General features: G+C 61.4%; 12 protein-coding genes and 1 pseudogene. 9 read left to right on the forward strand and 4 right to left on the reverse strand.

The features are described 5' to 3' along the window. Positions 1–28 precede the first annotated feature (28 nt). The 3 genes from IHE57_RS14400 (at position 29) to IHE57_RS14410 (ending at position 3,135) form a co-directional block, all read left to right on the forward strand. Positions 29–1,591 carry a class I adenylate-forming enzyme family protein gene (locus tag IHE57_RS14400; RefSeq protein ID WP_209374187.1) on the forward strand — a complete coding sequence of 521 codons (1,563 nt, stop codon included), beginning with the start codon at positions 29–31 and terminating at the stop codon, positions 1,589–1,591. Beyond that, positions 1,591–2,361 (forward strand): enoyl-CoA hydratase/isomerase family protein, encoded by a 771-nt coding sequence (locus IHE57_RS14405; RefSeq protein ID WP_209374189.1) that lies wholly within the window; start codon positions 1,591–1,593, stop codon positions 2,359–2,361. Before IHE57_RS14400 ends, IHE57_RS14405 begins: the two co-directional genes overlap by 1 nt. Positions 2,362–2,493: 132 nt before the next feature. Then, positions 2,494–3,135, forward strand: a complete 642-nt coding sequence (locus IHE57_RS14410; protein WP_209374191.1) for a TetR/AcrR family transcriptional regulator — start codon at positions 2,494–2,496, stop codon at positions 3,133–3,135. 285 nt (positions 3,136–3,420) lie between these two features. Here IHE57_RS14410 and IHE57_RS14415 read toward each other — a convergent pair whose 3' ends face one another. Continuing rightward, on the reverse strand, positions 3,421–4,968 hold the full coding sequence (locus IHE57_RS14415) for an aspartate ammonia-lyase (RefSeq protein ID WP_209374193.1): 1,548 nt from the start codon (positions 4,966–4,968) through the stop codon (positions 3,421–3,423). A 45-nt stretch (positions 4,969–5,013) separates the two neighbouring features. Continuing rightward, positions 5,014–5,487, reverse strand: coding sequence for an Lrp/AsnC family transcriptional regulator (locus IHE57_RS14420; RefSeq protein ID WP_209374196.1), 474 nt, complete (start codon positions 5,485–5,487; stop codon positions 5,014–5,016). A 119-nt stretch (positions 5,488–5,606) separates the two neighbouring features. Here IHE57_RS14420 and IHE57_RS14425 point away from each other — a divergent pair, with 119 nt between their 5' ends. Beyond that, positions 5,607–6,776 carry an amidohydrolase gene (locus IHE57_RS14425; protein ID WP_209374203.1) on the forward strand — a complete coding sequence of 390 codons (1,170 nt, stop codon included), beginning with the start codon at positions 5,607–5,609 and terminating at the stop codon, positions 6,774–6,776. Next, positions 6,773–7,903, forward strand: coding sequence for a diaminopropionate ammonia-lyase (locus IHE57_RS14430; protein WP_209374205.1), 1,131 nt, complete (start codon positions 6,773–6,775; stop codon positions 7,901–7,903). The genes IHE57_RS14425 and IHE57_RS14430 overlap by 4 nt, the downstream gene beginning before the upstream one ends. Before the next feature lie 14 nt (positions 7,904–7,917). Here IHE57_RS14430 and IHE57_RS14435 read toward each other — a convergent pair whose 3' ends face one another. Both IHE57_RS14435 and IHE57_RS14440 read right to left on the reverse strand, forming a co-directional pair. Beyond that, on the reverse strand, positions 7,918–8,241 hold the full coding sequence (locus IHE57_RS14435; RefSeq protein WP_209374207.1) for a CHY zinc finger protein: 324 nt from the start codon (positions 8,239–8,241) through the stop codon (positions 7,918–7,920). Positions 8,242–8,380: 139 nt separating this feature from the next. Further along, positions 8,381–10,294: a solute carrier family 23 protein gene (locus IHE57_RS14440; protein WP_209374209.1), complete on the reverse strand. Its 1,914-nt coding sequence runs from the start codon at positions 10,292–10,294 to the stop codon at positions 8,381–8,383. Between the two features lie 104 nt (positions 10,295–10,398). Here IHE57_RS14440 and IHE57_RS14445 point away from each other — a divergent pair, with 104 nt between their 5' ends. The 4 genes and pseudogenes from IHE57_RS14445 to IHE57_RS14460 all read left to right on the forward strand — a co-directional run. Further along, positions 10,399–11,319 carry a LysR family transcriptional regulator gene (locus tag IHE57_RS14445; protein ID WP_209374211.1) on the forward strand — a complete coding sequence of 307 codons (921 nt, stop codon included), beginning with the start codon at positions 10,399–10,401 and terminating at the stop codon, positions 11,317–11,319. Between the two features lie 46 nt (positions 11,320–11,365). Further along, positions 11,366–11,518, forward strand: coding sequence for a hypothetical protein (locus IHE57_RS14450; RefSeq protein ID WP_209374213.1), 153 nt, complete (start codon positions 11,366–11,368; stop codon positions 11,516–11,518). 272 nt (positions 11,519–11,790) lie between these two features. Then, on the forward strand, positions 11,791–12,831 hold the full coding sequence (locus IHE57_RS14455; protein ID WP_209374215.1) for a DUF2891 family protein: 1,041 nt from the start codon (positions 11,791–11,793) through the stop codon (positions 12,829–12,831). Between the two features lie 182 nt (positions 12,832–13,013). Continuing rightward, a pseudogene (locus IHE57_RS14460) lies at positions 13,014–14,390 on the forward strand (IS1634 family transposase); the annotation flags it as partial. Positions 14,391–14,457 lie beyond the last annotated feature (67 nt).

Here is a 14,457-nt window from a genome sequence, read left to right on the forward strand (position 1 = left end):
GCTACTCCGATAATGAGGAGGACCACCGATGGCCGCCACGTTGGTTGGTGAGCTCGCTGCAGCCGCCACTGATAGCCCCAAAGCCGAGTTCCTGCGTACTGCAGAAGACAGTCTGACATTCGCTGAGGTCCACGAACTCGTCGAACAGTCCGCTCGAACGCTTGTCTCGCTCCGTGTCGAACAAGGCGAGCGGGTTGGCATCCGTTTACCCAACGGTTCCAACTGGGTGATCACTTGGCTCGCAGTTCTTCGAATAGGCGCGGTCGCGGTTCCCGTCAACTGCGCCTACGAGACCAGCGACCTTGACCATGTGCTCTCCGACTCGGGAGCAAGCATGATCATTACCGACGAAGAAGGCCGGAACAAGGTGGAAGGGACTGAAGCTTGGGCTACTGGTTCTTTGATGGTCGTCGTCGATCTCGTCAATTCTGGCCACGGAACCGCATCGAAAGAACTGCCACCTCTGGAGAACATCACAGCGCGAACCCTCGCCAATCTTCAGTACACCTCGGGCACGACAGGTTTCCCGAAGGCATGCATGCTCGCTCACGAATACTGGATGACGCTGGGGCGGCGTGCTCAAGAAAACGTCGACGCTGACGTTGGTGATGTGACGATAACTACACAGCCGTTCTCTTATATGGATCCACAATGGAATACGACGCTATGTCTGCTGGCGCGGATCCCTCTGGTCATACGCCCGCGCTTTTCCGCCTCTCGGTTCTGGGATTGGGTACGCGAGGAAGGCGTGACATTTTTCTACGTCCTCGGCACAATGCCGACTCTGTTGTACAAACAAGAGCCGACCTCGGCCGATAAGGACAACCGGGTGCGAATCGTTATGTGCTCGGGAATTCCTCCCGCGCTCCATCGTCAGCTGGAGGAGAGGTGGGACGCGCCTTGGCGCGAGGCCTATGGAATGACTGAAACTGGTATCGATCTCTGCGTCCCACTCGCGGCTCAGTCCTCTGTGGGCTCGGGAATCATCGGTTGGCCGGTGGCTGGCAAGGAAGCTCGAGTGCTGTCTCCCGATGGCAGCGAAACAGCGCCGGGAGAACAGGGTGAGCTGGTCGTGCGTGGCAAGCCTTTGATGAAGGGGTATTGGAATCTCCCCGATGCGACAGCTGAGGTGATGCGCGACGGATGGTTCCACACCGGAGACGTCGTCATTCAGCGCGAGGACGGGGCATTCCGACTCGTCGGCCGGATCAAGGACATGGTCCGCCGAGGCGGTGAGAACATCTCCTCCGCGGAAGTCGAGAACGCCGCGAACCAGCATTCGGACATCATCGCGAGTGCGGTTGTCGCCGTCCCGGATGATCTTTGGGGCGAACAGGTGAAGCTGTTCCTCCTGCCGAAAGAAGGTCGCACGCCGTCCCGCGCACTCGCAGAGGACGTCTTCGAGTTACTCCAAGATCACCTGGCACGCTTCAAGCTTCCCGCGCTCATCGCCTTCGTCGACACTTTTCCCCTCACACCTTCCGAACGCATCATCAAGAGCCAGATCCCGGAAGCTCTGGCCACCGAAGGTCCAGGTGTCTTCGCGATGGCCCTCTCCGTACCTAACAAAAATCAGAAGGAGCACCGCTGATGTCGACCACCGAAACACATGACTTGATCCAGCACACGGTCACAGATGACGTCGCGGTCATTAGTCTCAACCGAGAAGACAAACTCAATGCACTCAACGCCGATATGCTGCACAAGCTAGCCGACCTGGTGAAGGGCTATGGCAACGCTGACGGAGTCAAGGGCCTAATTGTCACAGGTGTCGGTCGCGCGTTCTCCGCTGGACATGATCTCGCCGGCGCGAACCAAGCTCGCAATGCACAGGAGATCGCCGAATCGGTCAACGCGTTCCACAACATCAGCCGTGCCTGTCTGCGCACCAACGTGCCCACGATCGCTGCACTCAATGGACTCGCTGTCGGTGGCGCGTTCGAAATGACATTGGCCTTCGATCGACGAATGGCCGCACCGTCTGCTGAAGTATTCCTGCCTGAGAACTCATTGGGGCTGACGGTGTCGAATGCATCGAGTCTGCTGTTGGGAGGGTTGCTACCGCGAGGTGTTGCACTGGACTTCGTACTGGGGGCCCGGAGAGTAGGAGCTGAAGAGGCAAAACGCATCGGTCTGATCGACGAGCTCACCGAGTCGGATCTTGTGAGCGCAGCCATTGCGCGGGTGCATGAGTACACCCCTTCCAATTGTTCTACCGAACAACACCTTCGGCTGTTCCGACCGCCCCTTCGGGAGGTCGAGAAGGCGATGGAAAAGGAGACAGCCGAGGCTGTAGCAGCATGGGAAACGGGACTGACTGCTCGCGGCAACGCAACCTTCTGGGGGAAACGGTCCAACTGAACAAGAGTCTCGTTAAAGTTGGCTCCGACCCAAAGATGTTCTCCTCCACGTGTTTCCGTAAAGTGGCCGTGAGGCGTCGGGCTGTACCAGCAATGCGGTTCCGACGGAGTAACTGCCAGGAGAGGAATCGCCGTGAGGATTCAAGAGGTTCAGCAAGCAGCGGTATTGCTCTTCGCCGCACGGGGCTTCGCGGCGACAGGCATCAGAGAGATCGGACGCGAGCTGCAACTGAACTCGGCGACCCTATACCATTACACGGGCAGCAAGGAAGACCTCTTGGTCGGGATCATGCGGCTGGCTCTCGAGAACCTCGCAGCCATGGGCCGGTCCGCCGTAGCCCGGTCAGTTCGACCTCTCGAACAACTCGGATACCTCGTCAGCTCGCACGTCGGTTTGGCGGCACTCAACCCGTTGACAAGCAAAGTAATCGATCACGAGTTGAGGTCGCTGTCAGCAGGAAACCATGAATCCCTGCTTGTGCTCCGGGACGAATACGAAGCACTCTGGGCCGATGTGTTCGAGCGTGGCTTGTCAGCCGGGGAATTCACAAAGGACACTGATGCTAAGGTAGCCCGCCTTGCCGTCATCGAAATGTGCAATGGCGTTGCGAACTGGTTCCATGCCGACGGGCCGTTAACGATCATCGAAATCCAGGAACGCTTCGTCGACCTCGCCGGCAGGATGGTCGGAGCGGACCGGCTTTCCGATCAGCTTTCCGAGGGCCAGGTCACCCCCGTGCAGCTCGAGGTCGAACCAACCATGGGGCTCGCCTGAGCAGGTCTTCAGCATCAGCAACAGGCTCGGAGGAATCAACGAAGGAGTCGTGTCAAGACAGTGCCTTTACCGTCTCGTCGCACCACCGTACAATCGTGCGCCGCAGGTCCGTCTGCAGTCAGTCGTAGCTTTTAGCCGCCTGCTCGACGCAGCTACAGTTTCGACAATCACAGCTCGATCTTATGCTTCAGACTTTGACCGCATCCCTTGGAACAGCGAAGCAGAAGCCTGTGCGGCTGCGTGAGGAACCTCGATCAGGCCCCTCACACAGCCGCGCATCGCGACTCACCCCTCCGGGTCGGCCACCACCGGGAGCTCTCCGGTCATCTCGTCGCGGGGAACCGCCTCGGAGCTGGTCGCCGAGTTGTCCACGCTGTCGTCGGCCGGCATTCCGGTCAGACGTTCGGGGCTGAGGATCTCACCGAGCTGATCACGTTCGAGCAGTCCGTGCTCGACGACGAGATCGGCAACGGATTCGTTCCTCGCCAGCGCCTCCTTGGCCAGCTTCGCCGCGGATGCGTACCCGATGACCGGAGCAAGGGCGGTGATCACGGTGACCGAGCGGTCGACGATGTCGTCGAGCCGACCTTCGTTGGCGGTGATGCCGTTGACACAGTTGATGCGGAAGGTCTGGCAGGCCCGCTCGAGCCACGTGATCGACTGGAACAGAGAGTGGGCGATGATCGGTTCGAAGGCGTTGAGCTGCAGCTGCCCGGCTTCGACGGCCATGGACACGGTGACATCGGCGCCGGCGACGGAGTATGCGACCTGGGAGACCGACTCGGGAATGACCGGGTTGACCTTGCCGGGCATGATCGACGATCCGGCCTGACGGGCCGGCAGATTGATCTCGCCGAGGCCGGCCTGCGGACCCGAGGACAGCAGCCGCAGGTCATTGGCGATCTTCGACATCTTCAGCGCGCTGCGCTTGAGCGCGCCAGAGAAGGTGATGAAGACGCCGGTGTCCGAGGTGGATTCGACGAGGTCGCCGGCGGTGACGAGATCGAGCCCGGTGATCTCGCGCAGGTGTTTGATGACCGCTTCCTTGTATCCGACCGGGGCATTGATCGACGTCCCGATCGCGGTCGCGCCCATATTCACCTCGCCGAGGAGGGCGACGGCCTCTTCCAGACGCTGGACGTCCTCGCGCAGAGTCGTCGCGAAGGCGTTGAATTCCTGGCCCAGAGTCATCGGAACCGCATCCTGCATCTGAGTGCGTCCGACCTTGACGATGTGGGCGAATTCGCGGCCCTTGGCGGCGAAGGCATCGGCGAGGAGCGTGAGTTCGGCCAGCAGGTTCTGCAGCGAGAACGCCAGAGCGATCTTGATCGCGGTCGGGTAGGTGTCGTTCGTCGACTGACTGTGGTTCGTATGGTCGTTGGGGTGGATGAACGTATAGTCGCCCTTCGGTCGACCGGCGATCTCGAGGGCGCGGTTGGTGATCACCTCGTTGGCGTTCATGTTCGTCGACGTTCCGGCCCCGCCCTGGACGACGCCGACGGCGAACTGGTCGCGCAGCTTGCCGGCCTTGATCTCCTCGCACGCGGCGTCGATGAGGTTCGCCCGCTGGTCGTCGAGCGCCCCGATCTCGGCATTCGCTCGCGCCGCGGCCTGCTTGACGCAGGCGAAGGCGCGCACGAAGTCCGGGTAGACGGAGATGGGACGGCGGGCGATGGGGAAGTTCTCATTGGCCCGAGCCGTGTGCACTCCCCAATAGGCGGTATCGGGGATCTCGAGGCTGCCGATCGAATCGGTCTCGGTGCGAGTGGGTGAACCTTGAGCGGTCAGAGGAGTGGAAGCGGTGGATGATGCGGAAGCATTCGACTCAGTCATAGTGATTTCAGGGTCTCACATTCCAGAAGCAGGCGAACGAGCGGGTCAGGAGTCTGTCAGCGGAACGGTGAGGCCGACCTTGGCGGCGTCCATGACGACGTGGGTGCTGAAACGCCGGACATTGTCGTTGCCGAGGAAGAGCTCCCGGCTCAACCTCGTATATTCGGCCATGTCGCGGACGATGAGGATGGCGATGAAGTCCCATTCGCCGGCGACGTAGTAGCACTGTTGGACCTGGGGTCGGGCGATGAGCGCGGAACGCAGCGCGTCGAGCTTGTCGAGCTGTTCGCTTTCGACCGCGATCTGGGCGATGACGCGGACGGGGCATCCCAGCAGCTCGGGGGTCAGGGTCACGGCCGTTCCGCTGATGACTCCCATCGACGTCAGGCGCTGCAGTCTCCGATTCACCGCCGCCGTCGACAGTCCGACGCGAGCTCCCAGCGCTGATTGCGGTATTCGGGCGTCGTTCTGCAGGGCGTCGAGCAATCTGATGTCGACGTCGTCCAATGTTCGCTCCACATCACCAGTCTCTGTCAGTGCGAACAATGACGCAATGTTTTTGCGTCGGTAGCCAGGTTTCTGACTGAATCTGTCCATCTCGGTTGATGCGATTGCTCGAACTCCGTGATCATCGAGACATGAGCACAGGCCATACAGACCGAGCGAAGCAGTGGCGCCGGCAGCTGCACCGCATGCCCGGCACCGGGTTCGACGTCTCCGAGACTGCGGACTTCCTCGCAAAGACATGCACGGACCTCGGTTGGGAGGTTGTCACCGGCATCGGCGGCACGGGTCTCGTCGCCTCGCTGCGCCGGGGTACGAGCACCCGCTCGATCGCGTTGCGGGCGGATATGGACGGTCTGCCCATCGACGAGCAGACCGGCGTCGAACACAGCTCCCAGAACCCCGGCACCATGCACGCCTGCGGTCACGACGGACATATGGCGATGGTCCTCGGGGCCGCCTCGGCGCTGACGGAAGAGGGCGACTTCGACGGAACGGTGCGCCTGTTCTTCCAACCCGCCGAAGAGCCGGGCACTGGCGCGGAGGCCATGTTGGCCGACGGGCTGCTCGACAGGTTCCCCGTCAACGCCGTCTACGGCCTCCACAACATTCCGGGGCTGCCCGCCAGCGAGCTCAACGTGCGCAGCGGCCCGATCATGGCCGCTGAGGACAACTTCGAGATCCGCATCAGCGGGAGGGGAGGGCATGCCTCTGCGCCGCACCTGGTCATCGATCCGATGGTCGCGGGGGCAGAAACAGTGCTTGCCCTGCAGACGATCGTCGCTCGCGACATCGATCCGCTCGACTCGGTCGTCGTCTCCTGTACTGAACTCGTCACGGACGGGGCACGCAATGCCATTCCGGGCGAGGTCATGCTCCGAGGCGATGTCCGTACCTTCACGGATGAGGACAGTGCCCTCGTCGAAGCTCGCATCCGAGAGATCGCCGAGGGAATCGGCATCGCTCACCGGGCGAGCGCATCGGTCGACTACTCTCGAGTCTTCCGTCCCACGATCAACGACCCCGCCTGTGTCGACCACGTCATCCGTGCGGGGGTAACGGCGCTCGGCGAGAGCCGAGTCAACGGCGCATGCCGGGCCATCACCGCCAGCGAGGACTTCGCCGCCTACGCCCGCGCGGTGCCCGCCTGCTTCGCTTTCCTGGGCGCCGGTGCCATCGAACCGGGCGGCACCGCTCCCCTGCACAGCCGCGACTTCGATTTCAACGATTCCATCCTCGGCACGGGAATCGACGTCTACGTCGAACTCGTGCGCTCACTCCTGACCGAAGGACGTATGTCATGACCTCATCTGAGACCACCGTTTCCAGCTGGACCGCCAACGACCGCGACCCCGCCTGGACCTGTGCCGCCCCAGCGCCCGAGGCCCTCGAATTCCACCGGCAGCTCGACGGCTATGCGCCCACCGCGCTCGTCGAACTTCCTGCCCTGGCCGAGGAGCTCGGCGTCGGTGCAGTGTTCGCGAAGGACGAGTCGACACGGCTGGGCCTGCCCGCGTTCAAGGCACTCGGGGCATCGTGGGCCGTCCATCGTGCCCTTGAAGCAATCGGGAACGGGACCGAACACGCCGCTGGCGACGAAGACGGCGATGCCGCGGGAGAGATCGTCACGGCCACCGACGGCAATCATGGCCGCGCGGTCGCCGCTTTCGCTCGCAGGGCGGGACGGAATGCGCGCATCTTCGTCCCGGCCGGGGCCGTCCACCCGAATGCGACCGCCGCCATCCGTAATGAGGGCGCCGAGGTCGTCGAGGTCGCCGGCAGCTACGACGAGGTCGTCGCCGCGGCCGCAGAGTACGCTGATGGCAGCGGCGGTGTGCTCGTTCAGGACACCGCCTGGGACGGGTATGAAGAGGTGCCCGGCTGGATCGTCGAAGGGTATTCGACTCTGTTCCGCGAGGTCGATGAGCAGCTGCAGGATGCGGGCCACCGCGGCGCCGACCTCGTCCTCGTGCCCACAGGTGTCGGTTCGCTGCTGCAGGCCGCAATCGCGCACTACCGCAGCGAGACGGGTACCGGCTCGACCGCGGTCGTCTCGGTCGAACCGGAGAATGCGGCATGCGTGGGACCCAGCCTTGACGCCGGACAGCCGATCTCGGTCGAGACCGGGCAGACGATCATGGCCGGCCTCAACTGCGGAACCCCTTCGTCGCTGGCCTGGCCGTTCATCCGCGACGGCCTCGACGCAGCCGCCACGGTCAGCGAACAGGACACGATCGACGCAGCCCATCGCCTCGCCGAACTCGGTGTCGCCGCGGGACCGTGCGGGGCGGCAGCGCTGGCGGGTGCCCGGGCAGTGCTGCTCGGAGAAGATGCTCCATCGCGGCGCCGCCATCTGGGAATGACGGAAGACAGCACGCTCGTGCTCACCATCACCGAAGGCTCGGAGGCGAACCCGGTGCCCTCGGCCTGACTGCCCTGACTGGTTCAGGCTCCGAAGTAGTAGTCCGAGTGCGCCGCACACGCCGGATTGAACGATGCGGCGCATTCCGGGCAGTCATCGACGTTCTTGTATGTCTCGATCGTCAGTTCGGCCCAGCAGCTGCCGCAGAGGGTCGCAGGCTGGTTCCACTGTTCGCGCGGCCATTGCTCGGCCGGGTGGTCAGCTGTCTCCACATGACAAAGGTGGCAGGGATAGTAGCGACCGCAGCAGGCGAAGCGGATGGCGACGATGTCGAGCTCGGTCGCGTAGTGCACGCACCGAGTGTGCTCGTCGACGGTCTTGCCGTGGACCCGGGGAGACCGATTCACCACTCACCTGCCTTCTGACGGTTGGACCGATGGAGTCCAGCACAGCAGACTATGGCTAGAAGCTGAATTGCAAGTCGGTCCCACAGTAATGCGAAGAATGGAGGGGCAGCGAACGCTGCCCCTCCATTAGCTTGCTGGATCAGTTCGTCCTCCGGGTCCAGAACCCTTGGTGAGCGATAGCCGCCTCGTCCTCCAACAACGGACCGACGACCACGATCGCTCGCTGTCCCCGCGACAGCACTTCCCGGCAGGGGAGGTCAAAGGTCGGGTTCTCGGGATCATCACCAGTCAGCTCCAGCAGACGGCGCTCCGACAAGGCATAGACGATCCGGCCGATGCCCGTCCAGTAGATGGCTCCAGTGCACATCACGCATGGCTCGGCGCTCGTGTACAGTGTCGCTGCCGCCAGCTCCTCCGGAGAGCGCCGTCGTGCAGCCTCTGCCGCAGCCCGCAGCTCCGCATGCTGCGTCGGGTCACCCGCAGGCGGCATCGAATTGTTGCCTTCGGCCGCCAGCACAGTTCCATCCGCAGCGACGACTGTGGAGGCGAACGGATGTCTGCCGCGCTTCCTTGAGTCCTCGGCCAACGAGATCACGTTCCTGAGCTGAGCCAGGTCGGTCTCGATCCCAGCAGCGTTGTCTCCGACTCCAGCCGGTGCGGTGACGAACGAGTTTCCTGCCGCCGAGTGCGCTGGTCGTGTCTCTGTCATATCCATGTCCGTTTCTTCAGTGGTTTCGATAGCGGTTCTTCTATTGATAAGTGCGTTGAGCAGCACGGCAACGATGGCGCACAGGAAGATGCCGCTCTCGAGGATGAGTGAGAGCGGGCCTTCGATGGAGCCCAGCAACGAGGGCATCGCCATCGGCAGCACACCCACGCTGAGGGAGATCGCCACGATCAGCGAATTATGCGTCCCCTCGTACTTCACTCGTGCCAGCTCCTGAATGCCGGCGGCCGTGGTCATCCCGAACATTACGATCGCGCCTCCGCCGAGGACCGCGGGCGGAATGGCCGCGACGATAGCACCTACCTTCGGTATCAGACCCATGACCACCATGATGATTCCAGCAGCGGCTACGACGTACCGGCTCCGCACCCGCGTCATGGCGATAAGTCCAGTGTTCTGGCTGAAGGCGTTGAGCGGGAACCCGTTGAAGATCGCACTGAGCATCGTCGCCAGTCCTTCGCCGCGGAAAGCGTTCCCCAGCCTTCGCGGAGTGATCGGCGCATCCACCATGCGTCCGATCGCCAGAGTGTTCCCGGTGGTCTCAGCCATGATCACGACCATGGCGAGTGTCATGATCAGAATCGGCACTACGTCGAATTGGGGCAGCCCGAAGCTCATGGGCAAAGCGATCCCGATCCATGCCGCATCGGAGATGCCGCTGAAATCACTCAGCCCGAGCAACATGGCCGCCACAGTGCCCACAGCCATGCCGATGAGCACCGACAGGCTGCTCATCAGGCCCTTGAAGGACACATAGACGATGACGGTGACCACCACTGTGAGCAACCCGATGAGCAGATGCTTCGGGGCTCCGAAGGAATCACTCCCCTCGCCACCACCGAGCCACCCAGCAGCTGCGGGCATGAGTGAGATGCCCACTGTTGTGATGAGACATCCAATGACCACACGTGGGAAGAATCGCAGCAGCCGGGAGAAGAGCGGCGCCAGACCGATGGCGAGCAGACCAGCGACCATGACGGCTCCGAAGACATGCTGAAGACCGTACTCCGTACCGATCTGCATCATCGGCGCCAGAGCGATGAACGAGGCACCCTGGATCAGGGGCAACCTCGCGCCGAAGCGCCACACGCCGAGAGTCTGCAGCAGAGTCGCCAGTCCGCCGATGATGAGATTGCAGTTGATGAGGATGACGATTTCCGCCTGCTCCAATCCCAATGCTCCGCCGAGGATCAAGGGAACTGCGACTACGCCGGCATAGATCACCAGCACGTGCTGAAGGCCCAATGTCGCCATCGTCCGCATCGGCAGCACTTCGTCAACTGAATCGACCGCTGCGACGCGAGCATCGTTGACCGCGAGTTTCATGGTTGCACCTGCTTTCGTTGTCCAGAGGAGGATAAGGCGACAATATTGCGCTCACACCGATAGATGAAATGAGTTTCCATCGATGTAACCGATAGATTGAAACCATGCGACTCAGTCTGGAGCAAGTTGAAGCGTTCGTGCTCACTGTCGAACACGGCTCGTTCTCGGCGGCAGCGCGTGCTCTCGGTCGAACCCAATCAACCATCAGCTCGGCGATCGCCTATCTCGAGATCTCTCTCGCTGTCGAGCTGTTTGACCGAAGCACCCGCACACCTACGCTCACAGAAGCCGGTCAAGCACTTCTACTCGAAGCCCGCGCGCTCTACGACCGAGCCGTCACGTTCGAAAGACACGGAGACGCACTCGCCGATGAACAAGCCGCGAGCATCACACTTGCAGTAGGCATCCCGCCCGATCAGATCATGCCGGTGCTTGAGGAGTTCACAGAAACGTTTCCACACACCGACCTGATCATCAGAAACCCTGACCGCGGCGATGCAAGCCGACTCGTACTTGCCGACGAGGCCGAACTCGGGATTGCGTTTCTGCTTCCTGAATACCCGGATGCACTCGGCTTCCATCAGATGGGCAAGCTCCTGATGACCCATGTCGCGCACCGAGATCATCCTCTTGCGCAGGTCCCCACCCCCAGCTTCGACGAGCTCCGCGGCTATCGTCACCTCGCATATATCTCACACTCAAGTGCACTGCCGACGAGTGAGTACCTACAGTCGACGCAGACTTGGCACACCGACTCCTACGAGGCACTCACCGCGCTCGCTCGGTCAGGCATCGGCTGGGCTACCCTGCCTCGGCAGCTCGTGCTTCCGGAGATCGCTTCCGGCGAACTCGTCGAGCTTCACCTCGGTGCCTATCCATTCACTGATTGGCTTGTTTCGGTCGACCTGATCTGGCACCGAGGACGGCGTCTCGGTCCGGTGGAGACTTGGCTGCTCGACCGGTTCCGACGGCACCCGGTGCACGAGGTTGCCGAAGACGGGCAGGACACGATCCGAATTCGCTGATCGTCCTTTGGAGGCAGGCACAGTCGCCAAAGTGATGTGACCGTCCATGCTGATGATTCCGCCGGCCATGACCATGGTTCCGCGCAGGAATGAGACGGTCGGCGAAAGCGTGAATAGGCCGATCGGCTGCTTGCGCTCGGTTCTGGATGCGGGGCTCATCTCGGCAGAATCTATCGGTTCTGCTGCGTCGGCGATCTGAGAATTGGACCGGGCTTCCTCGGCATGTTGGGTGCTCAATCGAGCATGAATTTCTGTGTAGATTGGTAAGGTGAATCTTCGGCTTGCCATCTGCACTGAAGAGGCAGTTCGAGCCTAATGAGCGCGCTTCGACAGTTCCAATAGCCGTTGTGGATGCTCTCTGTCTGATTTTCAGATGACCAGTTCCCCGGAGATGGAAGAATTACGGTATCGGGGTCGGTTCTCGCCGACGATGTCCCAGTAAGAGAGTCCTCGAAATCAGCAGGAGCGCAGATGTCCTCACCAGATCAGTTCGTCCACTCCTTCGCCGAGGTGGCCCTGGCCAATATCACTCGTGAGTACCCCTTTGCCGCTCACCACGTCGCCCGGAGCCTCGCCGACATCGTGCCGGCCGGTGAGAAGAACCCGGCGTTCGCGAATTCCTACGACTGGCACTCGAGCGTGCACATGCACTACCTGCTCGCCTCACTACTTGGCACTGAGGCGGGACGCACGGCAAACTGGCGCGAAGAGGCCATCGAGGTGCTGTCGTCCCACTTGAGTGACGTGAATATGATCGCCGAGGCGGACTTCCTCCGTGACAATCCTTCGTGGGAACGGCCGTACGGCTGGGCATGGGCGGTTGAGCTCACTCGAGTGCTCAATGCCAACGAACTGCCCGAACTGCGTGCGCTCAGCAAGAACACCCAGGTGCTCGCTGACACTGTATTCGAGTTGGTGTCCACTTGGTTGCCGAAGGTCGTCGAACCAGTGCGTCACGGAGTTCACTCGAATACGGCATTCGGGCTGCGTCGCATCCTCGTGGGCGCCCGAGCAGCGGGCCGCCACGATGTCGTCGACATCGTCGCCGGTGCGGCTCGACGCTTCTACGCCGAGGACGTCGCGTGGAACTTCACGCAGGAGCGCAGCGGCCACGACTTCCTTTCGCCCGGGTTGTGCGAGGCCGACCTCATGGTCGAAGTCCTCACTGACGACGAGCGGGCCTCCTGGTTGCCCGGGTTCCTCTCTGACCTCTCCCCCGAATCACCAGCGCTGACTCCGGTCAAGGTGCATGACCCGAGTGATGGTCAGCAGAGCCATCTCTACGGACTGGGTCTGTCCGTGGCAGCCTCAGTGATGCGCTTAGCCCCACAGGTCGAGACGATCGCCGAACATACCGGCGATGAATCACTCATGGAGCAGGCCAAAGGAATGCTCACCCGCGTCGACCCTCTCATGGGACCGGGCTTTGAGGCTGCTGTGTCCGACGAATACATGTCCTCGCACTGGGTGGCGACGTTTGCGTGGGAAGCTTTGCTCCTATCTACGAACTGAACTCGCTCAACATCGAAACTCAGTCGCCCTCTGCCTGTAATCGACCCAGCCGACGGACGGTTCTGGCTCACTCCTGACTTGCTTCACCTAAGCCGATTTTCGGTATTGATTCGGCATCGGTAGTGGTGAGAGAGCTGTCATCCGTGGAATTGGGACACTAAACAGGTCCGTAGAATGAGTGTATGAGCCTGCGACTGAGGAAAGTCCCGACCGCGTCCGGGGCAACCGCGGTCCAAATCGTGACGAAACGCCACGGCAAACTCACCGTCATCGAACACCTCGGCTCCGCACACACCCCAGCACAGTTGGCAGCACTCGAAGAGGCCGGCCGCGAGAAAATCAACGAGTCCACCGGACAGCTGTCTCTCGAACTCGACACCGGAAACAAGGTCTCTACCGGTTCACGTCGACGTGTGAAGGGATCGGCATCGCGTCGACTCATCGACACGATCCGCACCGCCTACGACAGGCTCGGCTTCCACGTCGTCGACGACGAAGCCTTCTTTCAGCTAGTACTGGCTCGCATCGTCGAACCCACATCGAAGTCGGACAGCATTAGAGTCCTTGACGAACTCGGTGCCGATACCAAACACCGCAGCACTTTCACCAGGTGCCTGCAACGAGTCAATGCTGATGCGTACCGAGAAACCATCGCCTCGAAGTGCTTCGACTTTTCGGTCGCAACAACAGGGATCTCTTTGATCCTCTACGACGTCACGACCCTCTATTTTGAGGCAGAGAAAGAAGACGAACTGCGCAAAGTCGGATACTCGAAAGAGCGTCGAGTCGACCCGCAGATCGTTGTCGGGTTGCTGGTCGATCGGACTGGGTTTCCGTTAGAGATCGGCTGTTTCGAAGGCAACAAGGCAGAGACGTTCACGATGATCCCGATCGTCAAGGGATTCCAGGACCGACATGGGGTCACCGATATGGTCATCGTCGCTGATGCTGGAATGCTCTCAGCCGCGAACCTGAAGGCCATCGATGACGCCGGGCTTCGGTTCATCGTGGGATCACGGCAGACGAAGGCACCGAATGATCTCGCAACGTTCTTCACCTGGAACGGGACGAACACCGATGACGGGCAACTCGTCGATACCCTGACCCCACGAGCCACCGTTGCGTTGAACAAAAACCGGACTCTGACTCGCGCCGAACCCGTCTGGTCACCTGAAGACCATCCGCACGCCTGGCGAGCAGTGTGGCAATACCAGCGGAAACGAGCCGTGAGAGACCGGGAGACGCTGAATCTGCAGCGCAATCGGGCGATGCGCATCATCGATGGGGAATCGAAACCGAAAGCAGCACGGTTCGTCAAAACCAAGGGGTCGACGAAGGTCTTCGACGAGTCTGGTTATGACAAGGCCGTCGGGTTAGCCGGCTGGAAAGGCTACGTCACGAACATTGCTGCCAACGTGATGTCGGCGACCGACGTCGTTGGTTCCTATCACGACCTGTGGCATGTCGAGCAGTCTTTTCGAATGTCGAAGACTGACCTTCGAGCCCGCCCGATCTTCCATCGAACTCGTGACGCAATCGAGGCGCATTTGGGACTGATGCAAGGTTTGGTGACATCTGATCTGGCTTGTTCACAGGCAAGCCTGGAAGGATAGACACCATGCCACA

The organism is Brevibacterium renqingii (assembly GCF_017808105.1).
In the GTDB taxonomy this organism is placed as follows: Bacteria; Actinomycetota; Actinomycetes; order Actinomycetales; family Brevibacteriaceae; genus Brevibacterium; species Brevibacterium renqingii.

Coding starts and splice junctions, on each gene's coding strand:
- IHE57_RS14400 (WP_209374187.1), top strand. CDS start 29: ATGGCCGCCACGTTGGTTGGTGAGCTCGCTGCAGCCGCCACTGATAGC.
- IHE57_RS14405 (WP_209374189.1), top strand. CDS start 1,591: ATGTCGACCACCGAAACACATGACTTGATCCAGCACACGGTCACAGAT.
- IHE57_RS14415 (WP_209374193.1), bottom strand. CDS start 4,968: ATGACTGAGTCGAATGCTTCCGCATCATCCACCGCTTCCACTCCTCTG.
- IHE57_RS14425 (WP_209374203.1), top strand. CDS start 5,607: ATGAGCACAGGCCATACAGACCGAGCGAAGCAGTGGCGCCGGCAGCTG.
- IHE57_RS14430 (WP_209374205.1), top strand. CDS start 6,773: ATGACCTCATCTGAGACCACCGTTTCCAGCTGGACCGCCAACGACCGC.
- IHE57_RS14440 (WP_209374209.1), bottom strand. CDS start 10,294: ATGAAACTCGCGGTCAACGATGCTCGCGTCGCAGCGGTCGATTCAGTT.
- IHE57_RS14445 (WP_209374211.1), top strand. CDS start 10,399: ATGCGACTCAGTCTGGAGCAAGTTGAAGCGTTCGTGCTCACTGTCGAA.
- IHE57_RS14450 (WP_209374213.1), top strand. CDS start 11,366: ATGCTGATGATTCCGCCGGCCATGACCATGGTTCCGCGCAGGAATGAG.
- IHE57_RS14455 (WP_209374215.1), top strand. CDS start 11,791: ATGTCCTCACCAGATCAGTTCGTCCACTCCTTCGCCGAGGTGGCCCTG.